23 protein-coding genes are annotated in these 25,472 nt (G+C 71.2%); 17 read left to right on the top strand and 6 right to left on the bottom strand.

Annotated elements, in window-relative coordinates; genetic code table 11:
- The first annotated feature begins 68 nt into the window (after window positions 1-68).
- The 5 genes from aroC (at window position 69) to ACFSC0_RS12650 (ending at window position 3,657) form a co-directional block, all read left to right on the top strand.
- On the top strand, window positions 69-1,178 hold the full coding sequence (aroC, locus tag ACFSC0_RS12670; protein ID WP_377283795.1) for a chorismate synthase: 1,110 nt from the start codon (window positions 69-71) through the stop codon (window positions 1,176-1,178).
- Window positions 1,179-1,325: 147 nt separating this feature from the next.
- Complete coding sequence (locus tag ACFSC0_RS12665; protein ID WP_377283796.1) at window positions 1,326-1,949, top strand: O-methyltransferase; 624 nt, start codon at window positions 1,326-1,328, stop codon at window positions 1,947-1,949.
- Window positions 1,950-2,025: 76 nt separating this feature from the next.
- A complete protein-coding gene (locus tag ACFSC0_RS12660; protein WP_377283797.1) occupies window positions 2,026-2,721 on the top strand; it encodes a pirin family protein in 696 nt (231 codons plus the stop codon).
- Between the two features lie 126 nt (window positions 2,722-2,847).
- Complete coding sequence (locus ACFSC0_RS12655; protein ID WP_377283798.1) at window positions 2,848-3,363, top strand: response regulator; 516 nt, start codon at window positions 2,848-2,850, stop codon at window positions 3,361-3,363.
- A gap of 66 nt (window positions 3,364-3,429) precedes the next feature.
- Window positions 3,430-3,657 carry a hypothetical protein gene (locus ACFSC0_RS12650; RefSeq protein ID WP_377283799.1) on the top strand — a complete coding sequence of 76 codons (228 nt, stop codon included), beginning with the start codon at window positions 3,430-3,432 and terminating at the stop codon, window positions 3,655-3,657.
- Here the strand turns inward: ACFSC0_RS12650 and ACFSC0_RS12645 are convergent.
- Genes ACFSC0_RS12645 through queC form a run of 3 tightly spaced genes read right to left on the bottom strand, consistent with a single transcriptional unit; the run spans window position 3,654 to window position 5,425 of the window.
- The gene (locus ACFSC0_RS12645; RefSeq protein WP_377283800.1) at window positions 3,654-4,028 is read right to left on the bottom strand and encodes a 6-pyruvoyl trahydropterin synthase family protein; all 375 of its coding nucleotides are present in this window, start codon (window positions 4,026-4,028) and stop codon (window positions 3,654-3,656) included. The genes ACFSC0_RS12650 and ACFSC0_RS12645 overlap by 4 nt on opposite strands.
- Window positions 4,029-4,064: 36 nt before the next feature.
- Window positions 4,065-4,697: a 7-carboxy-7-deazaguanine synthase gene (gene queE, locus ACFSC0_RS12640; protein ID WP_377283801.1), complete on the bottom strand. Its 633-nt coding sequence runs from the start codon at window positions 4,695-4,697 to the stop codon at window positions 4,065-4,067.
- Window positions 4,694-5,425, bottom strand: a complete 732-nt coding sequence (gene queC, locus ACFSC0_RS12635) for a 7-cyano-7-deazaguanine synthase QueC (protein ID WP_377283802.1) — start codon at window positions 5,423-5,425, stop codon at window positions 4,694-4,696. Before queC ends, queE begins: the two co-directional genes overlap by 4 nt.
- 156 nt (window positions 5,426-5,581) lie before the next feature.
- Between queC and ACFSC0_RS12630 the strand changes: the two genes are divergently transcribed.
- The 3 genes from ACFSC0_RS12630 to ACFSC0_RS12620 all read left to right on the top strand — a co-directional run bounded on the left by ACFSC0_RS12630 (window position 5,582) and on the right by ACFSC0_RS12620 (window position 8,901).
- Complete coding sequence (locus tag ACFSC0_RS12630) at window positions 5,582-6,682, top strand: response regulator (RefSeq protein ID WP_377283803.1); 1,101 nt, start codon at window positions 5,582-5,584, stop codon at window positions 6,680-6,682.
- A gap of 72 nt (window positions 6,683-6,754) precedes the next feature.
- Window positions 6,755-8,182, top strand: a complete 1,428-nt coding sequence (locus ACFSC0_RS12625) for an FAD-binding oxidoreductase (RefSeq protein WP_377283804.1) — start codon at window positions 6,755-6,757, stop codon at window positions 8,180-8,182.
- Entirely contained in the window at window positions 8,179-8,901 is a 723-nt protein-coding gene (locus tag ACFSC0_RS12620; RefSeq protein WP_377283805.1) for a GNAT family N-acetyltransferase, read from the top strand. The genes ACFSC0_RS12625 and ACFSC0_RS12620 overlap by 4 nt, the downstream gene beginning before the upstream one ends.
- 39 nt (window positions 8,902-8,940) lie before the next feature.
- Here the strand turns inward: ACFSC0_RS12620 and ACFSC0_RS12615 are convergent, their stop codons facing one another.
- Window positions 8,941-9,852: a hypothetical protein gene (locus tag ACFSC0_RS12615; protein ID WP_377283806.1), complete on the bottom strand. Its 912-nt coding sequence runs from the start codon at window positions 9,850-9,852 to the stop codon at window positions 8,941-8,943.
- Window positions 9,853-9,927: 75 nt separating this feature from the next.
- Window positions 9,928-10,494, bottom strand: a complete 567-nt coding sequence (locus ACFSC0_RS12610) for an OsmC family protein (RefSeq protein WP_377283807.1) — start codon at window positions 10,492-10,494, stop codon at window positions 9,928-9,930.
- Window positions 10,495-10,765: 271 nt separating this feature from the next.
- On the opposite strand from ACFSC0_RS12610, the gene ACFSC0_RS12605 reads away from it, so the two are divergent.
- Complete coding sequence (locus ACFSC0_RS12605; protein ID WP_377283808.1) at window positions 10,766-11,293, top strand: glycine cleavage system transcriptional repressor; 528 nt, start codon at window positions 10,766-10,768, stop codon at window positions 11,291-11,293.
- Between the two features lie 34 nt (window positions 11,294-11,327).
- On the opposite strand, the gene ACFSC0_RS12600 is transcribed toward ACFSC0_RS12605, so the two are convergent.
- Window positions 11,328-13,091 (bottom strand): autotransporter family protein, encoded by a 1,764-nt coding sequence (locus ACFSC0_RS12600; protein WP_377283966.1) that lies wholly within the window; start codon window positions 13,089-13,091, stop codon window positions 11,328-11,330.
- 1,788 nt (window positions 13,092-14,879) lie between these two features.
- Here ACFSC0_RS12600 and ACFSC0_RS12595 point away from each other — a divergent pair.
- The 8 genes from ACFSC0_RS12595 to ACFSC0_RS12560 all read left to right on the top strand — a co-directional run bounded on the left by ACFSC0_RS12595 (window position 14,880) and on the right by ACFSC0_RS12560 (window position 25,150).
- Window positions 14,880-16,286 (top strand): alpha/beta hydrolase domain-containing protein, encoded by a 1,407-nt coding sequence (locus ACFSC0_RS12595; protein ID WP_377283809.1) that lies wholly within the window; start codon window positions 14,880-14,882, stop codon window positions 16,284-16,286.
- 272 nt (window positions 16,287-16,558) lie between these two features.
- Window positions 16,559-18,940 (top strand): arylsulfatase, encoded by a 2,382-nt coding sequence (locus tag ACFSC0_RS12590; protein WP_377283810.1) that lies wholly within the window; start codon window positions 16,559-16,561, stop codon window positions 18,938-18,940.
- Window positions 18,941-19,044: 104 nt separating this feature from the next.
- A complete protein-coding gene (locus ACFSC0_RS12585) occupies window positions 19,045-20,019 on the top strand; it encodes a formylglycine-generating enzyme family protein (protein WP_377283811.1) in 975 nt (324 codons plus the stop codon).
- A 234-nt stretch (window positions 20,020-20,253) separates the two neighbouring features.
- Window positions 20,254-21,609, top strand: a complete 1,356-nt coding sequence (locus ACFSC0_RS12580) for a PAS domain-containing sensor histidine kinase (RefSeq protein WP_377283812.1) — start codon at window positions 20,254-20,256, stop codon at window positions 21,607-21,609.
- 130 nt (window positions 21,610-21,739) lie between these two features.
- Window positions 21,740-22,339: a DUF4136 domain-containing protein gene (locus ACFSC0_RS12575; protein WP_377283813.1), complete on the top strand. Its 600-nt coding sequence runs from the start codon at window positions 21,740-21,742 to the stop codon at window positions 22,337-22,339.
- Between the two features lie 68 nt (window positions 22,340-22,407).
- On the top strand, window positions 22,408-23,709 hold the full coding sequence (locus tag ACFSC0_RS12570; RefSeq protein ID WP_377283814.1) for a DUF1254 domain-containing protein: 1,302 nt from the start codon (window positions 22,408-22,410) through the stop codon (window positions 23,707-23,709).
- 108 nt (window positions 23,710-23,817) lie between these two features.
- Complete coding sequence (locus tag ACFSC0_RS12565) at window positions 23,818-24,276, top strand: YidH family protein (protein ID WP_377283815.1); 459 nt, start codon at window positions 23,818-23,820, stop codon at window positions 24,274-24,276.
- Between the two features lie 4 nt (window positions 24,277-24,280).
- Complete coding sequence (locus ACFSC0_RS12560) at window positions 24,281-25,150, top strand: hypothetical protein (RefSeq protein WP_377283816.1); 870 nt, start codon at window positions 24,281-24,283, stop codon at window positions 25,148-25,150.
- The last annotated feature ends 322 nt before the right edge of the window (window positions 25,151-25,472 follow it).

Below are 25,472 nucleotides of genomic sequence, written 5' to 3'. Positions count from 1 at the left end.
CCCCTCGGGCTGCGCCTCGGGGGAGAGGAGGTAGTCGGCGCAGCGGGAAATGGTCTAAAGGCGCAGCCATGTCGCACAACACCTTCGGCCACCTGTTCCGCGTGACGACCTGGGGCGAGAGCCATGGGCCGGCCCTGGGCTGCGTCGTCGACGGCTGCCCGCCGGGGATTCCGCTGACCGAGGCCGACGTGCAGGCCTTCCTGGACAAGCGCCGCCCGGGCCAGGGCAAGTTCGTCACCCAGCGGCAGGAGCCGGACGCGGTGAAGATCCTGTCCGGCATCTTCTCCGACGAGCGGACCGGAGGCCAGGTCACCACCGGCACGCCGATCTCCATGCTGATCGAGAACGTCGACCAGCGCAGCCGCGACTATTCCGAGATCGCCCAGGCGTTCCGGCCGGGCCATGCCGACTACACCTATTTCGCCAAGTACGGCGTGCGCGACTACCGCGGCGGCGGCCGGGCCTCGGCGCGCGAGACGGCCGCGCGGGTCGCGGCCGGCGCGGTGGCCCGCAAGATCCTGCAAGGCGTCACCATTCGCGGCGCCGTCGTGCAGATCGGCCCCCACGCGGTGAACCGCGAGCGCTGGGACTGGGACCAGACCCACGAGAACCCCTTCTGGTGCCCGGACGCGGAGATGGTCTCCGTCTGGGAAGAGCACCTGGAGAAGACCCGAAAGGCCGGCTCCTCCACCGGCGCGATCGTCGAGGTGGAGGCCAGCGGCGTCCCCGCCGGCTGGGGCGCGCCGATCTATGGCAAGCTGGACGCCGAGCTCGCCGGCGCGCTGATGAGCATCAACGCCACCAAGGGCGTGGAGATCGGCTCCGGCTTCGCCGCCGCCGCCCTCTCGGGCGAGGAGAACGCCGACGAGATGCGGATGGGCAACGAGGGGCCGATCTTCCTGACCAACAAGGCCGGCGGGATCCTGGGCGGCATCTCCACCGGCGCGCCGGTGCTGGCGCGCGTGGCCTTCAAGCCCACCTCCTCCATCCTGACGCCGCGCCAGAGCATCAATGAGGCCGGCGAGCAGATCGAGGTCCGCACCAAGGGCCGCCACGATCCCTGCGTCGGCATCCGCGGCACCCCGGTGGCCGAGGCGATGATGGCCTGCGTCCTCGCCGACGCCTTCCTCCGCCACCGCGCCCAGACCGGCGGCGGCGCGCACGCGCCCGGCCGGTAAGGCGCCGCCGGCTCATGCCGGCCACCCATCCTGACGAGCCTGCCGCAACGGGCTGGGTCGCCGGGACAAGCCCGGCGACGACGGAGCGTTGGGGAACTGGGAGCGACGGCGCTATCCTGGCCTCACCCTGCGATGGAGCCCCGTCCCATGCGCGCCCTCCTCTCCGCCGTCGCCCTCCTCGCCGCCAGCCTGCCCGCGGCCGCCTGCGCGCAAGCGGCCCCTGCCGTCGAGGACGGCCGCGTCGCCGCCGTCATGGCCGAGCTGGAGGCCAACCGCGGCATGGGCGTGCCGCGCCCCGACGGTCAGGCGCTGAAGGAGCTGGTGGAGGAGATCGGCGCCAGGCGGGCGGTCGAGATCGGGACCTTCCGCGGCTACTCGGGCCTGTGGCTGGCGCTGGGGCTGCGCAAGACCGGAGGGACGCTCACCACCTACGAGATCGACCCCGAGACCGCTGAGGTCGCCCGCCGCAACTTCGAACGCGCGGGCGTGTCGGACCTCGTGACAATCGTCGTCGGCGACGCCCACCAGGAGGTGACGAAGCTCTCGGGGCCCATCGACCTCGTCTTCATCGACGCCGACAAGGAGGGCTACCTCGACTACCTGGAAAAGCTGCTGCCCAAGGTGCGCAAGGGCGGCGCGATCGTCGCCCACAACGTCCGCTACCCCACGCCCGACCCAGGCTTCATCCGCGCCATCGAGACCGACCCGCGGCTCTCCACGACCTACATCAACATGGACGGGCCCGGCCTGAGCGTCTCGCGGGTGCGCTGAGTCGGGCAATAGACTGTTTCCGCATTGGAAGCGGCAAGGCCGTTGTTCCCGCGATTACTTCGCCTATCTCAACGCCATGATCGAAAAGCGCCCCTTCTCCGAGCTCGGCCGGTTCCAGAACGACTGGCTGAACGCCCATTACCACTTCAGCTTCAGCAATTGGTACGACCCCAATCGCATGGGCTGGGGGTCCCTCAGGGTCTGGAACGACGACGAGATCGCGCCCCAGACCGGCTTTCCGCCGCACCCGCACCGGGACATGGAGATCATCACCTATGTCCGCAAAGGCGCGGTGACCCACCAGGACAGCCTGGGCAACCAGGGCCGTACCGAGGCCGGCGACGTGCAGGTGATGAGCGCCGGCTCGGGCATCCGCCACGCCGAGTACAACGTCGAGCCCGAGACCACGACGCTGTTCCAGATCTGGATCGAGCCGCGCAGCTCCGGCGGCGAGCCCGGCTGGGGCGCCAAGCCCTTCCCGAAGGACGATCGGGCCAACGCCTTCTCGGTGCTGGCCTCCGGCCTCGGCGACGAGGGCGCCCTGCCGATCCGCGCCGACGCCCGGGTGCTGGGCGCGACGCTGCAGGCCGGCCACGAGCTGACCTACGAGGCCGAGCCGGGCCGCCACCTCTACCTGGTGGCCGCCACCGGCGAGGTCGAGGTCGGCGAGGTCACCCTCGGCCCGCGCGACGGCGCCGCGATCAAGGACGAGGCCCGGTTGTCGATCCGCGCCCGCAAGGACGCCGAGATCGTCATGGTGGATTGCGCCTGAGGCCTTTGGCCGCGCCGAATTGAGTAGGCGCGGCCACTTCCACTTCTCGTTGACCGTGGTCTAAGAGGCCCTAATGCGCGGTGGTTCGCCGCCGCGCCTCCCTCTAGCTGGGCCTGCCTCGCCGCCGTGCGCTACGACACGCTCAAGATCCTGCTGGTCGACGACAACCAGCACGCCCGGATCCTCGTCACCGAGATCCTGCGCTCCATCGGCGTGCAGCACGTGTTCGAGGCCGCCGACGGCTCAGCCGGACTGCAGCAGCTGCGCGAGCACCAGATCGACATCATCTTCACCGACCTGTCGATGCAGCCGATGGACGGCATCGAGTTCGTCAGGCGGCTGCGCAACGCCCCCGACAGCCCCAACCAGATGGCCCCGGTGATCATGGTCACCGGCCACTTCACCCTGGCCCGGGTGTCGGCGGCCCGCGACGCCGGCGTGAACGAGTTCCTGGCCAAGCCGCTCACCGCCCGCGGCGTCATCGAGCGGCTTCAGCGGGTGATCGAACATCCCCGCCCGTTCGTCCGCACCGCCGGATATTTCGGCCCCGACCGGCGCCGCCGCGACGATCCGGAATACCGAGGCCCGATGCGCCGCAAGACCGACGCCGCGGGCCGGCCGGCGCCGACTCAAGAGATCTAGGACAGCGCCATCATTCGGCGCGGATTGCGGCGTCCCCTTCGCGGCGGGGCGTCCAGGAGTTCTCCAGTGACCTCAGTGCGTATTCTCGTCCTCATCGCCGCGGGGCTGGCCCTGTCCGGCTGCATCTCGACGGTCGTCGGCGCCACCGCCGGGGCGGCGGTGGGCGTGGCGGGCGCAACGGTCGGCGTCGCCGCCAAGGGCGTCGGCGTCGCCGCCAAGGGCGCCGGCAAGGTGGTCGGCGCGGCGATCCCCGACCGCAAGGAGCGGCCGCCGGAGGAGCACGGCGCGTACTAGCCGACCTCCATCGCGCAGCGCTCGCCGATGCTCGGCCGCGAGACGACGATGCGCGACAGGCCGGGGAACCGGGGCTTCAGCCGGGCGGCGAAGTAGCGGCAGAGGTTCTCGAGCGTGGGGCTGGCCAGCCCCTCCTTCTCGTTCAGCACCCCGTGGTCCAGCTCGCCGGCCACTTCCCGCAGCGCCTGGTCGAGGTCGGCGAGGTCGGCGACCCAGCCGACCGGCCCGCTCGCCTCCCCGCGGACGGACGCCTCCACCTGGAACGAGTGGCCGTGCATCCGCGTGTAGCCGCGCTCGGGCGAGCCGTCGGGCAGGTAGTGGGCCGCGTCGAAGGTCGCGGCCTTGGTGATCTCGAAGATGGGTGAGGTCATCTAGTCTGGAGGTGCGGCGGGCGGGCTGAGCCGCCTCTAGGGAATGCCCAGGTATTTGTGGGTCTGGACGCTTAAACGCCAGCGGGGGTGGGCGAGGCAATAGGCGATCGCCGCCTGGGTGTTCGCCGCCCGGTCCGGCCCGTCCATCGGCTGGAGGAAGAAGCGCTCGAAATCCAGCCCCTCGAACCTGGCCGGATCGACGCCCGGCTGGGGGAAGACCAGCTTCAGCTCCTGTCCGCGGGTCTGGGCGAGCGGGGCGTCGGCCTTGGGGCTGACGCAGATCCAGTCGATCCCCGCCGGCGCCGGCAGCGTGCCGTTGGTCTCCACGGCGATCTCGAAGCCGCGGGCGTGCAGGGCCGCGATCAGCGAAGGGTCGAGCTGCAGCAGGGGTTCTCCGCCCGTGCAGACCACCAGCCGGCCGGCCGGGCCGCCTTCCCAGGCCGCCTCGACGGCGCCGGCCAGCTCGTCCGGCGTGGCGAAACGCCCGCCGCCCGGCCCGTCCATGCCGACGAAGTCCGTGTCGCAGAAGTTGCACACGGCGCTGGCCCGGTCCTGCTCGCGCCCGGACCACAGGTTGCAGCCGGAGAAGCGGCAGAACACCGCCGGCCGCCCGGCCTGGCCGCCCTCCCCTTGCAGGGTGAGGAAGATCTCCTTGACCGCGTAGCTCATGACGCCAGCGCCGGCCGGCCCGCCTCGACCCAGCCGTCCCATCCCTTGGCCCGCAGCTCGCAGGCCGGGCAGTCGCCGCAGCCGTAGCCCCAGGCGTGACGGGCGCCCCGCTCGCCGCGGTAGCAGGTGTGGCTCTCCTCGAGGATCAGGCTGACCAGCGCCTCGCCGCCCAGGCCCTTGGCCAGCGCCCAGGTCTGGGCCTTGGTCAGCCGCATCAGCGGCGTCTCGATCCGGAAGTCCTGGGCCATGCCGAGGTTCAGCGCCCGCTCCAGCGCATCCAGCGACTCCCGCCGGCAGTCGGGATAGCCGGAGAAGTCGGTCTCGCACATCCCGCCCACCAGCGCCTCGGCGCCCCGCCGGTCGGCCAGCGCCGCGGCGTAGGTGAGGAACACCAGGTTGCGGCCCGGCACGTAGGTCGAGGGCAAGCCCTTGTCGGTCAGCTCGAAGGCCCGCTCTGCGGTCATGGCGGTGTCGGCGATGGCCCCGAAGCCGCGGATCTCCAGGATGTGGTCGGCGCCCAGCCGGCCGGCCCACTGCGGAAAGCGCTCGGCCATCGCCCGGCGCACCACCTTGCGCGCCTGCATCTCCACGGAATGGCGCTGGCCGTAGTCGAAGCCGACCGTCTCCACGCGTCCATACCGCTCCAGCGCCCAGGCCAGGCAGACGCTGGAATCCTGGCCGCCCGAGAAGAGGACGATCGCCTCGCAGGCGGGCTGGGAACTGTTCATCGGCCCCCATATGCGCCCGCTGCGCGCCTGCGCAAGCGCCTGCCGCGAAGAGGCATTTTTGGATTTCTGGTCAGGAGCGACCGCAGCCGGTTGAATTTAACGTCTCTGCAAGCGCTCGGAGTCAATTGTGCCGGAAGACAAAAAACCTGGCGGTCCATGTCCCTGCCCGAGTTCTTCTTCGAGCGTATCACCGACGAGGTCCGTCAGCAGATGGACGGCGTCCTGGCGCTCGCCCAGAGACTTGCGCGTCAGCCCCTGGGGAATGACGCCCAGACCTGCATCGCCGGCATCACCGAGGCGGCCGAAACCGTGCGCCGGGTGCTGGAGAGCAGCGTCGAGCTGAAGGCGGCGGCCACCCAGGACCTGACCTACACGCCCGAGCCGACCCTGCTGCGCGAGATCATGGACAAGGTCCAGCAGCGCTGGGAGACCCGCGCGGCCGAGAACGGCGTCACCCTCTCGGTCTCCTACCACGGCCATCCCGAGGCGCTGGCCGAGCTCGACGCCGGCCGGCTGATGCAGGTGTTCGACGGCTTCATCGCCCAGGCGGTGGCCGGGACCCGCCGCGGCGGCATCGAGGCCAGCCTGAAGGCCGTCGCCGACGGCGAGGGATTGCGCCTGGAGGGCCGCGTGCGCGACAGCGGCGACCGCTCCAGCATCGAGGACAAGTACGACATCCGCGAGATCGAGGCCCGCTTCGGCCTGGAGACCGCCCTGGGCGTGGCGCTCGGCCACCGCATCGTCAAGTCGCTGGGCGGCAAGATCCAGGTGGAGCCGAACGCCGGGGCCGGCGAGACCGTGGTCTTCGAACTGACCGCCGCCACCGCGCAGGCGCCGCAGGAGACGCGCGAGGAGACGCCCAACGCCCGGGCCGCCCACGTGCTGATCGTCGACGACAACGCCACCAACCGGATGGTCGCCGAGACCCTGTGCGAGATGTTCGACTGCACCTCCGAGATGGCCGAGGACGGCGTCGAGGCGGTGGAGGCGGCGCGCACCGGCCGGTTCGACCTGATCCTGATGGACATCAAGATGCCGCGGATGGACGGCGTGGCCGCCTCCAAGGCGATCCGCGCCCTGCCGGGGCGCCTCGGCCGGGTGCCGATCATCGCGCTCACCGCCAACGCCGACCCCGAGGACGCCGCCGGCTACCTGAAGGCCGGAATGAACGGCGTGGTCGAAAAGCCGATGAAGCCCGACAACCTGCTGCAGGCGCTGCAGGCCGCGCTCGGCGGAGACCCGGCCGCCGCGGCCTGACCGGCGTTTCCCCACTCCGCAAGGCGGCGGACAAGGCTAAGATGGTCCCAAACCCCACAAGGGAGGGGACCGATGGACCAGCTGTTCGCCAAGCTCTCCGACATCCTGGGCCCCGGCGGCCTGCTGACCGGCGATGACGCCGCCGACGCGGCCAAGAGCGTCTGGACGCGTCTTGGCCAGCCGCTGGCGGTCGCGAGGCCGCGCTCGACCGAGGAGGTTTCGGCGCTGCTCAAGGCCTGCCACGCCGCGGGCGTTCCGGTCACCCCCTGGGGCGGGCGCACGGGTCTGGTGGACGGCGCCTTCGCCACCGGCGCGGTGGCGATCCTCACCGACCGCATGAACCGCATCGAGGAAATCGACAAACAGGGCTCGACCATGACGGTCCAGGCCGGCTGCGTGCTGCAGACCGCCTGCGAGGCGGCCGAGGCGCAGGGGCTGTTCCTGCCGCTGGACCTCGGCGCGCGGGGCTCGGCGACGATCGGCGGCGTGGTCTCCACCAACGCCGGCGGCAACCGGGTGCTGCGCTACGGCATGACCCGCGACATGGTGCTGGGCCTGGAGGGGGTGCTGGCCGACGGGACGATCGTCTCGGCGCTCAACCCCTTGATCAAGAACAACACCGGCTTCGACCTCAAGCAGCTGTTCATCGGCTCGGAGGGGTGCCTCGGGATTGTCACCCGCGTCGTCCTGCGCCTTCGGCCCCAGCCGACGAGCCAGGACGCCGCCTTCCTGGCGGTGGAGACCTTCGAGAACCTGCCCAGGCTGCTGCGCCTGTTCGAGCGCGAGCTGTCGGGCACGCTCTCGGCCTTCGAGGTGATGTGGCGCGAGTTCTACGAGCTGGTCACCACCGAGCCGGCCAAGGGCCGCCCGATCCTGCCGCACGGCGCGCCCTTCTACGTCCTCGTCGAGACGCTGGGCGCCGACCAGGCCGGCGACTCCGAGCGCATGGAGCGGGCCCTGGAGAAGGCGCTCGAGGCCGGCCTCGTCGCCGACGCGGTGGTCGCCAAGTCCAAGGCCGAGCGCGACCGGATGTGGGCCCTTCGCGACGACGTCGCCCAGGTGGCGCGCAACGGCCCGGTGTTCACCTTCGACGTGTCGCTGAAGATCTCGGCGATGGAGGCCTACCTGGCCGGGTTGAAGGCCGCGCTGCTGGAGCGCTGGCCGAACGCGACCATGGTGGTCTTCGGCCACCTCGGCGACGGCAACCTGCACATCATCGCCGGCGTCGGCGAGCGCAGCGCCCGCAAGGCCGTCGAGGACCTGGTCTACGGCCACCTGCAGAAGGTCGGCGGCTCGATCAGCGCCGAGCACGGCGTCGGCCTGCAGAAGCGCGACTACCTGGCCTGCTCCCGCAGCCCCGAGGAGATAGCCCTGATGGGCCGCCTGAAGGCGATGTTCGACCCGAGGAACATCCTCAACCCGGGCAAGGTGTTGGAGCCGGCGGAGGCGCCCGCCGCCGGGCCGGAGCTGGCGAGCGCCGAGACGGGCCTCCTGGGTTGAACGACCTGGAGCTGCTCGCTCTCGACGCCGAGGCGACCTTCCTCACCCGAGCCGACGGGCGCATCACGGCCGAGAACGAGCCGACTCCCGGCCCCGCGCCGCGGATGTTCCTGGCCGGGTGCGCCGAAGGCAACCTCCTGCGCCTGCGCCACGACCTGGAGCCGGACGTGGCCCAGGAGCTCGGCCGCCTCGCGGCCGCCGAGCCGCCGTTCGCGAGCCCCGAGGGCGAACCCCGCTTCCTCGCCCGCTACCGCGCGCTGCTGGCGGGCGCGGCGCCGCAATTCGACCTCTCCTTCGACCTGCCGAACGGCCTCGCGCCCGCCCTCGACGCCGAGTTCGTCTACTCGGACGGCCCGGCCGGCCAGGCCCTGATGGCCCGCTTCGCCGCCGAGGGCATGCCGCCCCACCTCGCCGCGAACGGCTTTGGAGACGTCAGCGAGTTCTGGCCGCCGTGGTGCGTGGCGTTGATCGGCGGCGAGGTCGGCGCCGTCGCCTTCGCCGCCCGGCTGGGCCCCCGCAGCGCCGCCCTGGGCCTGGTCACCTTTCCGGGGTTCCGGAGCCGCGGGCTCGGCGCGGCGGTCACCGCCGCCTGGACCCGGCACCCGGCCCTGGCGGACCGGCGCCTGTTCTACGGCTGCGCGCGGGACAACCTGTCCTCGCGCCGCGTCGTCCAGCGCCTGGGCCTGCGCTTCATCGGCCCGACGCTGCGGCTGGCCTGAAGACGGCCAAGGGGGGGACGGCTTGGCCGCCCCCTCTCCTCACGCGAACTCCAGCGCAATGGCCGCGACCTCGGTTCGCCGTTCGGCGTCGAGCCGGCCCAGGCTCTCCAGGAACTTCGGATGGCTCATGCCGCTGCCGATATAGGTCCAGCGGTTGGCCTGGAGCTGGATCTCGAACGCCTGCTCCCGCTCGGACTTGCTCAGCCGGCGGCCCGTCTTCCTCGTGAAGGCGTCCAGGTCGAGCCCGACCTGGGCCTTCAGGCCATCGTCGAAGAACGCGCCCAGGGCCAGGAAGCCGTCGATGGCCGCCTCGATCTCGGCGTGGGTCATCTGCTCGGCGATGAGCGACACCAGCTGGGCGTCGAGCTGGGCGTGCTGATGCTCCTCCATCCAGTGGTGCAGCAGCAGGCTCTTGAACTGCGGATCCAGCCCCTCGTCCTGGGCCACGCTCTCGGTGTAGTGGCGCTGGGTCATCCATTCGATCATCAGCGTCAGCAACGCCACCGACAGCGGCGGATGCGACAGGACGTGCGCCTTGATCGCCTCGGGCGGGCCGATGACTTCGCAGGGGCTGCCGAAGCCCTCCGCGAACGCTTCACGGAAGCAGCGGAACAGGTGGATGTGCTTGGCCTCCTCGCTGATGAACTCGAGGAAGGCCCGGGCCCGATAGTCGTCGCCGCTCAGCCAGGGCCGCGCGTGGTCCAGCATGAACGGCAGGATGTACTCCTCGATCAGCCCGAACATGGCCAGGTAGGTGTGGCCGCGGATCTGGTTGAGGGCCAGCGTCTCGCCCGGCGAGAGGAAGGCGAGCCCGCCCGTCCGGGCGAGGCTCTCGGGCATGAACGGGCGGGCGAAGTCCAGCGGCTTGTCGGGCCCGATCAGGTCCTCGACCCGCCAGGTGATGCGCTCGGAACGCTGCAGGCAGTCCTTGAACGAGTAGGGGTAGGTCATGGCGTTTCTCTGCTTTTCTCGATGGCCGCCCTTGGCGCGCGGCCGGCGGGGGAGCGCCGGCCGCGCGGCGGACGGTCAGTAGGTCTCGACGCTGACGTCGATGGGAACGGAGCGGCCGACCACGTCCTTCACCGGGCTCATGTCCGTGATCGCCTTGATGGTCTCGGCGGGGGCCTCGGTCTGCACCCGCATGCGCACCCGGATCTGGCTGTAGCCCTTGCGGACCTTGTCCGAGAGGCCGAGGAAGCCGCGCAGGTCGAGGTCGCCGTCGACCTCGGAGTCGATCGCCCCCACCTCGATGCCGCGGGCGGCGCAGTGGTAGGCCGTGGTGGTGGTCATGCAGCCGATCAGGGCGTGCAGCACCCACTCCACCGGGTTCGGGGCCTCGTCGCGGCCCAGCAGCACCTGATGCTCGCCGTTCTCGAACACGAAGGCCTTGCCGTCCGCGCGATGGGTCGTCAGCGCGCCGGTGAAGTCCTTGATGGTCGAACGGTTGCGGTCGCCCTCGATCCAGCTGTTCTTCAGGCGGAAGTTGAACTTGCCGATCTCCGGGTTGGCCTGGACGGCGGAGATGACCTCCTTCATGGCGGTGACGTTGACGCCGTTGGTGACGGTGGGCGGGGTGAGGACTTCGGTCGACATATCTCGGCTCCTTGATCGTTGTTCGGCGAATGCCGGGAGCCGGGGATTTACGGGCGCGGGGCGGCGCCTTGAATGACCGCGCCGCCGGACATCATGACCGGGACGCCGGGCGAGGACGGGGGCGGCGGGGGCGAGCAAGGGCGAGGTCCTTTCCTGGATCACTCCCCAGGGCGTGAGCTTCGGCCTCACATCGTGAGGCGGGCGCTGCGGATTGACTGACCGAGGCGCGCGTGGCTCGTTCGCGCCCTCACCCGGACGGAGAGAGCAGCTGATGGCGTCGGTGGTCTTGAGCGTGATCGGCAGCGACCGGCCGGGCCTTACGGAGGCGCTGGCGGGCGCCGTCCTGTCGGCCGGCGGCAACTGGCTGGAGAGCCATCTGAGCCGGCTCGGCGGCCTCTACGTCGGATCGGTGCTGGTCGCCCTAGATCCGGACAAGGTCGCCGCCCTGGAGGCGGCCGTCCGCGCGGTGGACGCCCAGGGCCTGGAGGTGCGCGTCGCGCCCGCAGGCGAGGAGGCCGCCGCCGCCCAGGGCGAGGCCCTGCAGTTCAGCCTCGTCGGCCAGGACCGTCCTGGGATCGTCCGCCAGGTGACCGCCGTGCTGGCCGGCCTGGAGGTCAACATCGAGACCTTCGAGACCCGCATCAGCGCCGAGCCCCACTCCGGCGGCGCCCTCTTCCACATGGACGCCCGCCTGCGCCTGCCGCCCGGCCTGCGCGCCGCCGAGGTCGAGACGGCCCTGGAGGCCATCTCCGCCGAGATCATGGTCGACAGCTCGCTGACGCCGGCGCAGGGGCGTTGAACCGCGCCGCGCTCGACGACGCGGAGGGGGCCGCTCACCAGCTGTACTTCAGGCCGATGTTCACGCCGTGGCCCTCGAGAGGGGCGCCTTCGACATCCGCGCTCCAGAAGCCTTCGGCGAAGACGGCCAGGCCCGACGAGAACTCCAGCGTCGCGCCGCCGCCGGCCTTGACCCACGTCCGTTCCGACCGCCAGGCGATCGGCTCGTCCTCGAAACGGATATCGCTCTCGTCGCCGAAGTCGCGCCAGAGGTCGACCCGGGCGAAGGGCCTCAGCTGCGCCCCGCCGACCTGGAACTCGCTGGTCGCCCGAAGGCCCAGCCGGCCGGTGACGGTGTCGAACGAGTCGTAGTCGATGCGCGAGTAGAGGTCGCTGGTCGAATCCAGCTCGACCCTCTGCGCGATCAGCTGGGCCTGGGGCTCGATCACCCAGGAGGTCCCGCCGAGGGGGAACGGATAGCCGACCTCGATCGAGCCGGTCAGGCTGTCGCCCGAGGTGTGCGCGTGCACGCCGTAGATCGACTGCGAGCTCGCCTTGAGGCGCCGGTAGAGCACGACCAGGTCGAGGTACAATCCCCGCTCGCCGACGAAGGTCCCGGTCAGGCCCACGCCGTCGCTCTTCAGCCTCAGCGTCCCCACCCGCCGGCCGGTGTCGCCGCCCAGCACGGCGCCGGAGACGTCGCCCCTGGCCTCGGCGTAGCTGTAGAAGGCGCCGAGGCGGCTCTGGCCGGTCTCGCTGGCCCAGAGGTCCAGGCCAGCCTGCACGCCCCAGGCCGCGCCGTCGAAGCTCGGCGCCATTGCAAAGCCGTTGGCCGCCAGCCGCTGGTCGGCGCCCTGCCTGGCCGTGTGGCGCCAGTAGCGGGCCCAGGCGCCGGGAACCGCGCCCTGGCCAGTGAGGAAGCTCTGGTCCCCGCGGCGTTCGTGGAAGGTCCCGACCTCGTCGATCCCCATCTGGTGCGCCATCACCGGAGCCAGCGTCTCGCCCGGCAGTTCCGGCCGCAGCAAGGGGACCTCCGGAAGCTCCGGAATGGCCGCGCCGCCGCCGCCGGACTCCGGCGGCTCGACGATCGGCGGCGGCGGGGCCGGCGCCGGCGGCGGGTCGACCGGCTCGGGGGCCTGAGGGGCCGGCTCCGGCTCGGTCGGCGGCTGTGTCGGCGGTTCGGTCGGCGGCTCCGTGGGCGGGACAAGCGGCGGCAGCGTCGGCACGTCGACCGGCGGGACGGTGGGAGGCTCCGGCGGCGGCTCAGTCGGCTGCACCGGGGGGGCCGGCGGGGGCTCGGGCGGCGGCGCCACGGGCGGCTCCGTCGGCGGTTCGGTGGGGGGCTCCGTCGGCGGCTCCGGGGGGGGTTCCGTCGGAGGCTCGGTCGGAGGTTCGGTTGGAGGCTCCGTGGGCGGCTCCGTAGGCGGCTCGGTCGGAGGCTCGGTGGGCGGCTCGGTTGGCGGCTCCGTAGGTGGCTCGGTCGGCGGGTCCGGCGGCGTTTGGAGGTGCGAGCGCAGGAACCAGCTCTCGGCCGCACCGGCGCCCGTTCCGCCACGCGCCAGCGTGTATTCGAAGGCGCCCGCGGCCAGGCGGTTGCCGAGCGTGAACGCGTCGACCGCGCTGGCGGCGCCGCCCGCCACGTCGACCACGCGGATGCCGTCGCCGGTGGTCAGCGCCCCGGCGCCGTCCAGGTTGGTGATCAGCAGCGTGGTGGAGCCGGAGGCCGTGGCGCCGGCGCCCTGAACGACGAGCCGGTCCGACGGCGAGGCGTCGTCCGCCGAGCACCGTCTGCAGCGAGACGCGGCCGCTGGAGCCGAAATAGTTTCCCATGACCACGAACCGGTCGCTCGTGCTGGAGCCGCCGTTCGTCAGGTCGATCAGACCGGCGTTGTTGAGGGCGACCAGCCCTCCGGACGCAAAGGGCGCGACCGTGTGCACGCCCTGGCCCGCCCTCACGCTGCTGGAGCCGTCGATCTCGAGGCGCCCGGTTCCCGAGCCGGAGTCGCCCAGCCTCAGGGTCTGGAAGTTGGAGAAGGTCAGCTGCGAGCCGCTGGCCAGTTCGAAGCGCTCCCAGTTGACGTAGCGGCCCACGTCGTCGCCGGTCGTGCCGTTCCAGTACAGGAAGTCCGCGCCGGTCCCGCCGTCGTACATCTGGCCCGGCGGCAGGTTGCTCGGGCCGAGGTTGAAGAAGGTCGCCCGGTCGTCGTCGGCGCCCAGGTTCAGGCCCCCGATCGTGCCGCCGCTCCAGGTGAAGTTGTCGGAGCCGGCGCCGCCGAGCACGGCCTGCGAGGCCCGGCCGTCGGAGAAAACGCCGACGTCGTCGCCATCGCCGAGGATGATCTGGCCGTTCGCCACCCCGCCCCGCATGTAGAAGACGTCGTTCCCCGGTCCCAGATCGATGGTCCCGTGGGCCGTGTCGATCTGCGTGCGCCCCGCTCCGCCGTCGGTCTCGGCCCGGTTGACGAAGATGTCGTCGCCGGCGCCCAGGCTGACCGAGTTGTTGATCACCCCGTGGTTGTCGATCGTGTCGCGTGCCGACCCGGTCGAGATGATGTTGCCGTTGATGGTCGCGGGGTTGCGGTTGACCACGTGGTTCTCGCCGTCCCCGGACAGCATGAGGCCGTTGTTGATCATCCCCCAGTTGTCGAGGCTGTTGGACGGCCCGCTCATGCTGAAGGCGTTGCTGACGGCTGCGCCGAGGTGCAGGACCACGGAGTTGCTGGTCGAGCCGTTCAGGGTCAGCCCGTTGTTGAACACGCCCTCGGCATTCACGGTGTTGACCGCGCCGGTGACGTTGACGGGCCCTGCGAACCCCCGGGACGCGGGCAGGCTGATGAAGTTGGTCCCGGCGCCGGTGATCGTCAGGCTGCCGTTGAAGTTGCCGTTCTGGATGATGTTGATCGCGCCGTCGCCCGAGCCGACGACGTTGTTGTTGATCGAGCCGGCCGGCATGTTGTTCAGGTTCTTCACCCCGCTCGGGGCGGTGTTGTTCAGAACCACCGAAGGGCCGCCGTTGCTCTGGATCACGCCGGCGTTGTTGATGGTGCTCGTGCCCGCGTCCGACAGGCTGATCCCGCCGCCCACCGTGGCGCCGCTCAGGACGTTGACCGTGACCGGGCTGTCCGTCTCGCTGTAGCCCTGGCCGATGAAGCCGCCCTGGCAGGTCACCTCGCCCGGTCCGCTGGGCGCGCACTGCTGGGCTTGCGCCAGGTCCGGCAGCGTCGCCATCATCGCCGCCCCGGCGCCCGCGGCCAGCAACCTGGCCCGCAGGCTTGCGCCGCAACGGCCGGCGGAACGCACCAAGCATGACGAACGGCGCATCTGCACTCGGGTTGTCACCCAGGACTACTCTCGCGAGGGTAGTGGCCGCAGGGAGCCGATTGCAAGCCAATCCGCCCGCCCGCGCGCCCGCGGGCCGCGGCGCGTACCCAAGGTGGGCGGGCGGCGCAGAGGGCCGTCCGACGAGGCCCGGGCCGCGGGCGAACTGACGGGCCGGGCCGCTTTCCGTGAGCCAGAACGATCGCGGCTTCAGGCCCGTGATGGTTGCGGCTAGGGTTGCAACGGCGAGGATGCGGCCGGCGACAGGCCGCCCCGTCAGGGAGCGAGACATGATCCAAGGACCCGTCACGGGAGGGAAGCACGGCTGGCCCTTCAACCGCCCGCTCATCGACCTGGCCGAGAAGGGCTACGTCGAGGCGGAGTACTTCCTGTCGGGCGAGGCTGCGACCTACGCCCCCGCGCCCGGCGCCGAGCTCGGCCGCGACGGCAAGTGGCGCGTCCAGCCCAAGGGCAAGGTCCCGTTCAAGACCCGGTTCCTGGTCTACCGCCCCGCCGATCCGGCCAAGTTCAACGGCACGGTGGTGGTGTGCTGGAACAACGTCACCGCCGGCTACGAGCTGTTCCTCGGCGAAGGCCCGGAGGTGCTGGAGGGCGGCTACGCCTACGTCTGCGCCAGCGTCCAGAGGGTGGGCGTCCACGGCTTTCCGGAGAACCCGCAGGGCCTCGTGGCCTGGGACGGCGAACGCTATGGCGATCTCAGCATCCCCACCGACGACGCCTCGTACGACATCTTCAGCCAGGTCGCCCGCGCCGTCGGGCCGGACCGCGACCGCACGGTCGATCCCCTGGGCGGTCTGGAGGTGCGCAAGGTCATCGGCCTGGGCGCCTCGCAGTCGGCCGGCCGGCTGTCGACCTACATCAACGCCGTCCATCCGCTGCCGCCCGAGCAGGGCGGCCACGCCTTCAACGGCTACATGCTGCAGATCTATTTCGGCAGCGGCACGCCCATCGAGGCCAGCGACCGTCCGGTCAATCCGGCAAACGCCAACGCCCGTCCCCTGCCGCGGGGCCAGAACCTGATCCGCGAGGATCTCGACGTGCCGGTGATGATCGTCAACACCGAGCTCGAGGCGATCGCCTGCCAGAGCGTGCGCCAGCCGGACACCGACCGTTTCCGCACCTGGGAGGCCGCGGCCCTCACCCACGTCTCCTACCAGGCCCAGCTGATCCGTAACGAGAAGTACCGGCGCGACTTCGGCGTGGCGCCGCCGCCGCCCTCGGAGCAGATGAACCGGATCTACCTGCAGCCCTTCTACGACGCCGCGCTGCATCACCTGAACCGCTGGGTGAACGGCGGCGCCGCCCCGCCCAGCCAGCCGCTGATCGACTTCACCAGCGACGGCAAGGTGGTCCGCGACCGGCACGGCATCGCCACGGGCGGCGCCCGCCTGCCCCAGGCGGACGCTCCCGTGGCCATGAACAGCTCGACCCCCGTCACCGACGACTTCTCCGGCCGCCTGCGCGGCTCCAGCAAGCCCTTCGACGCGGCCACCCTCGAGGCGCTGTATGGCGACGAGGCCGGATATCTGGCCAGGTTCCGGCAGGCGGCCTCGGCGGCTGTCGCGGCCGGCGTGCTGTTGCCGCGCGACGTCGAGCCCGCCGTGGAGGAGGCCGCCCGCGAATACCGGAGGGCGATGGAGATGTCGGCGCGTCAGCCCGTGAACGCGGCGGGCTGATCGCCAGCCCCACTTTTCGGACGCCGAGCCCCCCTCAGCGGTCGCATGAGAGGCGACCCGGCCGCACGGCCTGACGGCGTGCGGCCCCGGCTGCGCACCTGGGGTTTGCGTCCGAGGCCGTCAGGTCTTCACCCGATACCTTCGCCGCGGGCCGGCATGGACCCTTGCGGGACATAGCAGTCGCTCGCCGGCATCCACCGCCCGCCGTCTCCCAGGCTCGGCGGTGAGTTCCTCGCGTCGCGCAGAGTTCCTCCTATCCTCGGAGAGAGACGATGAGCAAAACGCCCTATCCAGTTCTTCCGCCGCAGGAGGTCCTGCCCTTTGCGCCGACGCCTTCGGGCAGCATCGCGGGCCGAACGATGCAGGAGTCGGTCTACAGCCCGAAAGCCAAGCCCAGCCGCCTGCCGCCGGGCACGCCGAACATCCTGATCATCCTGGTCGACGACGCCGGCCCCGGCCTGCCCTCGACGCTGGGCGGCGAGGTCGCCACGCCGAACCTCGAGCGGGTGATGAAGGCCGGCGTCGGCTACAACCGCTTCCACACCACGGCCATGTGCTCGCCCACGCGCGGCGCGCTGCTGACCGGGCGCAACCACCACCACATCGGCAACGGCCAGATCGCCGAGCTGGCCAACGACTGGGACGGCTACTCGGGCACCATCCCGATGAGCTGCGCCACCGTCGCCGAGGTGCTGAAGAACTACGGCTACTCCACCTCCGCCTTCGGCAAGTGGCACAACACCCCGGCCCTGGAGACCACGGCGGCCGGGCCGTTCAACAACTGGCCCACGGGCCTCGGCTTCGAGTACTTCTACGGCTTCCTCGCCGGCGAGGCCTCGCAGTACGAGCCGAACCTGGTGCGCAACACGACCATCGTGCCGCCGCCGCGCACGCCCGAGGAAGGCTATCACCTCAGCGAGGACCTGGCCGAAGACGCCATCGACTGGCTGCAGAAGCACAAGGCCTTCCAGCCCGAGAAGCCCTTCTTCATGTACTGGGCGAGCGGCGCGATCCACGGGCCGCACCACATCATGAAGGAGTGGGCCGACAAGTATAAGGGCAAGTTCGACGACGGGTGGGACGCCTATCGCGAGCGCGTCTTCGAGCGGGCGAAGGCCTGCGGCTGGATCCCGGCCGACGCCGAGCTCACCGCGCGGCCCGAGACCCTGGCCTCGTGGGAGAGCATCCCGGAAGAGGAAAAGCCCTTCCAGCGGCGGCTTATGGAAGTGGCCGCAGGCTACGCCGAGCACGTCGACCACCAGATCGGCCGGCTGCTCGACGAGGTGGAGAACCTCGGCTACGGCGACGACACCCTGGTGTTCTACATCTGGGGGGACAACGGCTCCTCGGGCGAAGGCCAGCTCGGCACCATCAGCGAGCTGCTGGCGCAGAACATGATCCCGACCACGGTGGCCCAGCACATCGCCGCCCTGGAGGAGATGGGCGGCCTGGACGTGCTGGGCTCGCCCAAGACCGACAACCAGTATCACGCGGCCTGGGCCTGGGCCGGCAGCACCCCCTACAAGGGCATGAAGCTGCTGGCGTCGCACCTGGGCGGCACGCGCAACCCGATGGCCATCCGCTGGCCCGGAAAGATCAAGCCGGACGCGACCCCGCGGAGCCAGTTCCACCACGTGAACGACATCGTGCCCACGATCTACGAGGTCGTCGGCATCACGCCCCCGCGCGTCGTCAACGGCATCCCCCAGGACCCCATCGACGGCGTCAGCTTCGCCTATTCGTTCAACGACGGCGCGGCGCCTGGGCGGCTGCTGACCCAGTACTTCGAGATCATGGGCAGCCGGGCCATCTACCACGACGGCTGGATGGCCTCGGCGTTCGGCCCGCGCGAGCCGTGGTCGCCCGGCGCGCCCAAGGGCGGCCACGACTGGACGCCCGACAAGGACGAGTGGGAGCTCTACAACCTCAACGAGGACTGGACCCAGGCCCGGGACCTCGCAGCGGCCATGCCCGAGAAGCTGCAGCAGATGAAAGAGCTGTTCGCCATGGAGGCCGCCAAGAACAAGGTCTATCCGGTCGGCGGCGGCCTCTGGGTGCCCTTCCTCCATCCCGAGTTGCGCATCGCGCCGCCCAGCACCGAGTGGAACTTCGCCGGGACGATGCAGCGGATGCCGGAGTTCTGCGCGCCCGCCCTGGGCAACAAGCCGAACCTGGTCACCATCGACGCCGAGGTCCCGCCGGACGCCAGCGGCGTGCTCTACAAGCTGGGCGGCGCCGGCGGGGGCCTGACCTGCTACGTCGACGGCGGCCAGATCGTCTACGAGTACAACCTCTTCATCGTCCAGCGGACCAAGATCAGGTCGGCGGGCAAGCTGCCCACCGGCCGGGTGAAGATCGAGGTGGAAACGGTCTACGAGACGCCGCGGGCCGGCGGCCCGCTGCTGGTCACGATCCGCGCCAACGGCGCTGTCGTGGCCGAGGGCCGGGTGCCGGTGAGTGCGGCGCTGCTGTTCAGCGCCAACGACTGCCTCGACATCGGCAAGGCGCTCGGATCCCCGGTGTCGCTCGACTACTACGACCGCGCGCCGTTCCCGTTCAGCGGCAAGATCCACCACGTGAACGTCCGCTACATCGCCCAGCCGGCGTCGGCTCCGGCCGCCGCCGAAGCAAGGAAGGCCGAGCCGGCCGAATAGCCGGCGCGGTCAGGACGCGCCGCCGCTCCGACACCGGCGGCGCGTCCTCTGAGGCCGCGGACGGTGTCGTGACGGTCCTGCGCGAGTGCAGCAGCGAGGCTTCGATGGGAGAGGTCGTGGACTTCACGAGCCGGGCCAGGTCCACACGCGCGCCTGCCGGGATGACCTGGATCGAGGGCGGCCGCTTCCTGATGGGCTCGGACACCGGCTATCCGGAGGAAGCGCCCGCACGGGTCGTCGAGGTCGACGGCTTCTGGATCGACACCACGCCGGTCACCAACGCGATGTTCGCGCGATTTGTGCAGGAGACCGGCTGGCTCACCTTGGCCGAGATCTCGCCCGACCCATGGGACTATCCGGGCGCGGCGCCCGAACTCATGGTCGCCGGCTCGCTGGTCTTCTTCCCCACCGACCGGCCGGCGCCGATGCACGACATCACCGCATGGTGGCGCTGGACCTCGGGAGCCGACTGGCGACACCCCACTGGGCCCGGAAGCGACCTGAACGGCCTGTGGGACCATCCGGTCGTCCACATCGCCTGGCAGGATGCTCAGGCCTACGCCAGCTGGGCCGGCAAGGAGCTGCCGACCGAGGCGGAATGGGAGTTCGCCGCCCGCGGCGGACTGGAGGGCGCCGAGTTCGCCTGGGGCGACGAGTTCGAGCCCGGGGGCCGGGTGATGGCCAACATCTGGCAAGGCGGCTTCCCGCACGAGAGCCGCAAGCCCCACGGCAGGTTTCGAACCACGCCGGTCGGCGCGTTCCCGGCCAGCGCCTACGGTCTCTTCGACATGATCGGCAATGTCTGGGAGTGGACCTCCGATTGGTGGTCGACCTCGTCCGGCGCGGCGCCGAAGAGCTGCTGCGCCCCGCGCAACCCGGCCGGCGGATCTCGCGAAGGCAGCCTCGATCCCCAGCAGCCGGATCTGCAGATACCGCGCAAGGTGATCAAGGGCGGCTCGCACCTGTGCGCCCCCTCCTACTGCCGGCGCTATCGTCCGGCCGCGCGCCATCCGCAGCCGATCGACACCTCGACGTCGCACGTCGGCTTTCGCTGCCTCGTCCGGCCGCGCGCCGCCTAGAACGCACCGAACGCTGCTCAGCGGCCAATTTTGTGCAAGGCATGGCCATGCCCAGTTTGGTACGCTCGGCTCAACCCGTCATGGTTGCGACAACTTGGCCATGATAGTCAGCTGACATTGTTCGTCGGGAGCGGCGGCTTCGGCCGTGGTGTCATGTCAGTAGATCAAACGTCGGGCGAGCCCGCGCCGCGAGCGGCGGGCGCCGCCGTGCGCAAACGCCGATCGGCCCCCCGCGTGGCCGTCGTGCGCCGGTCCAACCGGTCGTACGAGTTCCTGTCGGCCAGCGACGGCTTCCTCAACGCTCTGGGCCGCAACGCCCAGGAAGTGATCGGGCGGCCGCTCGCGGAGGTGTTCGCGCCCGCCGCTGCGGTCGCCGTGGAGGACCTGGTCCGGCGATGCTTCGCCGAGCGGCGAAAGCAGCGCGCACGCGACCTGGAGTGCGTCGCGCCGGCCGTCGTGATCATGGACGTGGAGGTCCGACCATCGCCCTCGGGATGCGATCAGGAGGTCCAGCTCAGGCTCGAGAGCGCCGCCGCGACGCAGGTTGCGCTGGCGCAGCTTGTCGGCTCGCTCTTTGAGCCGACCAGCTCGACCGCGGGGTCGTTGCTGTACATCAACGACCTGAACGCCGGAGTCACGCGCGCCTTCCACAACAACCTGACCCACAAGGTCGGTCTGAGCAATGCGTTCACCAATCCCGAGTGGGAGGCGCTCAGCCCGCCGGAAGACAACATCCGCGTGGCCGAATTTGCGCGGCGTCGCGGGCAAACGGCCGATGGCGACTACTTCACCTTCGACAAGCGGGTTCGTGACGTCGAGGGCGGCTGGCGGGTGTTCAGCGCGCGCGCTCGCGTCTTCAGCCGCAACCCCGACGGATCGCCGGCCAAGATCCTCGGCGTCGCCTACGACAGCTCCGGCTTTCACGTGGTCAACGACGCGCTGCTGAGGGCGACCGGGGACGTCGTCCGCGCCGAGGCGCGCGAGCGCGAACACCTCGGCCGCGAGCTCCATGACTCGACCAGCCAGTTGCTGGTCGGCGCCCAGCTCATGCTGGGCTCGCTGTTGCGGTCGGACCGGACCGATCCGGCCGACAAGGTCAAGCTGGAGGAGACCAGCGCCGCCATCGCGGCGGCCCTCGCCGAGGTCCGGGCCTTCTCGTTCCTGCTGCACCCGCCGGACCTCAAGGCGCTCGGCCTTGCCCAGGCGCTGCAGGACCTGTGCACCGGCTTCGGGCGACGGGTCGAGTTGCCCATCACCTTCCGTGCGGAAGGCGCGATCGGCCGGCAGCAGGACATGGTGGAGATGGCCCTGTTCCGGGTGGCGCAGGAAGCGCTGATGAACGTTCACCGGCACGCGCAGGCCAAGCATGCCGAGGTGCGACTGCGCCAGCTGCGCAATCAGTTGCAGCTCGATGTCGTCGACGACGGGATCGGCATGCCGGCCCTGGCCGGAAGCGCGCCTTCGATGGAGGCGCCCGGCGTCGGCATCGCCGGGATGCGCGCGCGCATGGCGAACCTTGGCGGCGAGGTGCTGCTGGAGAACCGGAACCCGGGCCTCGCGGTGCTCGCCAGGCTCAAGCCGGTGGCCTAGCGCCGCGCCGCCGGCGCACGGCCCCGCCGCAGAAGCAGCCCGTTAATCGCGGTCGACGCCTCGGGTATTCACCCGATGTTCGATGAACCGCGCCGACCGACTCTAGCGCCTGAACAGCCAGGAGGGCGCCGTGTCGTTGCATTCACGAATTGGACTTTCTTCCGCCGCGCTGTGGGCCGCGTTCGCCCTGTCGGCCTGCGAGACGCCCGCCGGCGACGTCTCGGTCCTGCAGTCCGACAGCCGCGCGCTGACGCCCGGCTCAACCTACGCCTGGGCCCAGGCCTCGACGCCCGCCCCCAACGCCGACCCGCGCATCGCCAACGACATCATCCAGGAGCGGCTTCACCGGGCGGTCGACACCGCCCTCGCCGCCAAGGGCTACCGGCTGACGGCCGACCCCCAGCAGGCCGAGCTTCTGGTCTCCTATCACGTGAGCCTCGAAGACCGCACCGAGGCCTCCGTCACCACCCTCGGCGCCGCAGGCCCGACCTATTGCGGCATCCGCGGGTGCATCGGCGGCTGGGGCGCCTACGGGCCGCCGATGACGACCGTGGACACGTTCGACTACACGCAGGGCACCCTGGTGCTCGACATCGTGGACCGCGCATCGGGCAAGCTCGCCTGGCGCGCCACCTCGCGCAAGCAGGTCAACGAGGGCGACGGAGCCCAGGCGCCGCTGAACGCCATGCTGGCCGACATGACCAAGACCCTGCCGGGGACCGCGCCTTAGGCGGGTTTCGCCGGATGTCGCCGCACCTTTCGAGCCCGCATCCTGAGCGGGTGCTGGGGAGCGCGCCCATGGCCCACTCGACTATGCCCGTTCTGACCGAAACGACGGCTCGCGAGATCGCCGGCGAACTGGTGGTCCTAGGCTTCGCCTTGCTGCTGATGGACACGGTTCGGCGGGCCCACCCCATCGCCGGCAGCCGGTTCCTGGGGCTGCCGACGCATGCCGACGCGCCGAGCCGCAGCTTCGGCTTCGAGGACCCGCACACCGTCGTTTCGAGCGCCATCGCCGACCTCACCCGGGGCCCGGTGGTCCTGTGCCTGCCCGACAGCAAGGGGCGGCACCTCTCGGTGACGCTGATCGACTCGGCCGGGGAGGCGTTTGCGAGCATCGGTTCGCGCACTCACGAGGCCGGCGGCTGCGACATCACCCTGGTGGGGCCGGGCTTCAAAGGGGAGGTCGCCGGGGGCTTCCGCGCCTGCCGGGCGCACAGCGACACCGTATGGCTGGTCAGCCGGATCCAGGCGCATGGCCTGGCCGACATGGCCGCAGCCCGCGGACTCGCCGCGCGCCAGGCGCTGGTCCACGCCGGCGTCCACACCTTTCCCGAAGGCGAGCCCGCGTTCGGCCAGCTGGAGGCGCCCGATCTGCTGCTCGAGAAGCGGCTCGCGGGCACCCCTGCGAAGTCCCTGCTGCACCGCCTGGGGCCGCTGGTCGCCCAGGCTCCGCGCGCGCAGCGGGCCCGGCTGGAGACGGAGATCCTCCCCCGGCTCGCCCGCCTCGGCCCCCCGGACGCCTGGTCCGGCCCGGTGCAGGAGGCGGTGGCCCAGGGCGTCCGCGACAGCCTCGGCGGCATCGCGGCGGCGGCTGACGGCCAGGCGGCGCAGGCTGGATGGCGGCGCCTGTCCCCGCCGGCGTCCTCGCCGCCGCAATCGGCGGCCTCGGCGGCCGAGCTGCTGAGCGGCCTGGGGGCCGCCCGAGAGCCCGACATCCTGGCCCTGCTGTGCGCCACGGACGAGTCCGGTCGGCCGCTCCGCGGGGACGAGCACTACCGGCTCGGCTTCGAGGCGGCCGGGCCCCCGCCGGCGCAATATGGCTGGCGCCTGTCGGCCCAGCCTTCGCCGGGCGCCCGCCCCCCCGACGAAGGGGTGATCGGCAGGGTCGGATTCGGCGCGGACGCGGCCGCGACGACCGAGATCCTCATTGGATCCGCCCGGCAGGAGCCGGCGGTCTCATCGTCGGTGATCGCCCCGCCCGGCGGCCGCTTCGCCCTGTCGCTGCGGCTCTACGGTCCCCATGCCGCGGCGCTGCGGAACGACTGGCGGCCGCCGCCGGTGGAGCGGCTGGGCTCGCGGCCCGGCGCCCCGTCCTAGCCGGCCGCGGCTGCGTGCTCTTTTCGCCCCGGGTCAGGTATCCGCCCGATGCGACGGGATATCGCCTCCGCCGAAGCTGAGGCCAGCCGCAGCCCGACGGAGAGAGCGATGAATGATCGGCCCCTGGCGCAGATTGACCTGATCGACAACAGCACGAGCGTCGAGCTCTCCTCGAACCGCACCAGCCTGTCGTTCGAGCGCACCCGCATGAGCGCCGACCGGACGCTCATGTCCACGGTCCGCACCAGCCTCTCGCTGATCGGGTTCGGCTTCACCATCCACAGCGTGTTCGGCAAGGCCTCGGCCCTGATTCCCAACATCGACCAGACCGGCACGCGACTTGGCCTGGCGCTGCTCACCCTCGGCATCCTGATGCTGGTGATGGGCATCTACGGCCACGCCACGTTCGGGCGCGCGCTGACGCGCCGCCGCGAACGGCTGCACGAACTGGCGCTGATCCACCATGCGGTCGAGTATCGGGCGACGCCGACGCTGGTGATCGCCGTGCTGCTGCTCGCCGCCGCCCTGCTGGCGCTCGGGTCGGTGATCTTTCGGATGAACAGCTGACGCCATGGAGCTCCTTGCGAGCCTCGTGCCGCTGGCGCTCAGCCTCAGCCTGGCCTGCCTGGTCGCCACGATCGGCATGCAGGCCTCATGGGAAGACCTGGTCAGCGTGTTCCGGCAGCCGCGCCGGCTGGGCGCGGCGGTGCTGGCGGTGAACGTTGCGGTCCCGGCCGCCGCCGTCCTGCTGCTCGCCGCCGTCCCGGTCGCTCCCGCCGCCAAGGCCGGCGTGTTGTTGATGGCCGCAGCCCCGGCGCCGCCGCTGACCGCGTTCCGGCCGCTGCACATCGAGAACCATCGCGCCTACGCCTTCGGCCTCTATTTCGCGCTGATCGCCCTGGCGGTCGTGGCCGTACCCCTGACGGTAAGCCTGCTGGCCCGGTTCTACGGCGTCGATGTCGATCTGTCGGTGGGCGCGCTGGCGGGCAACGTGGCGCTCACGGTGATGCTGCCCCTGGGTGTCGGGATGCTGGTCAGGCGCCTGGCGCCGGGCCTGGTCGGCCGGATCGACGAGTGGGTCGGCAACATCGCCGTACTGCTGCTGGTGATCGCCTTCTTCCCGGTCCCGGTGATGTTGCTGCCCGCCATCGAGTCGCTCGCCGGCGACGGGACGCTCCTGGTGATGGGCCTGGTGGCGGCGGCCGGGCTCGCGGCGGGCCACCTGCTCGGCGGTGCGGACCCCACCGAGCGAAGGGTGCTGGCGGTGACCGCCGCCAACCGGCACCCGGGCATCGCCCTGATCATCGCCACGGCCAACGGCGCGGACCCCGACGTCTTCGCCGCCATCCTCGGCGTGTTCCTCATCGGGGCGGTCACCAGCGGCGTCTACGAACGATGGGTCTCGCGCCGGCCCGTCCCGGTCCACGGAGGCCCCGGCTAGCCCCGCCATTCGCCGCCTGGCGATGGGGGATCGACCCGATGTCCGGCCATCCCCGCGCTCTGCAGAATGATCTCGTCGCGCCGGGACCCCCTCCCGGTCCGGCCCGCCCCGGCCAAGACCGGGCGCTCCACCCAGCTGGCCCTGCACGTTTCCCCCGTGCAGGGCCTTTTGCGGACGACGGACCCGGCCCATCGGGCGGCGCCCTGCGGGCCCTGCGGGTTTCGCCGGATCGTTCGCACCGCTCCCCGCGGCGAGGCTGCTCACGTCGGCAGGCCGACGCGCCCATCACCCCGGCGCGCCGCGACAGCACCTCGGCCCTGCC

It is taken from the genome of Phenylobacterium terrae (assembly GCF_042681205.1).
GTDB classification, from domain to species: domain Bacteria; phylum Pseudomonadota; class Alphaproteobacteria; order Caulobacterales; family Caulobacteraceae; genus Phenylobacterium; species Phenylobacterium terrae.
Note: the sequence above shows the minus strand (reverse complement) of the source record. Positions and strands in the feature narration are given on the sequence as shown.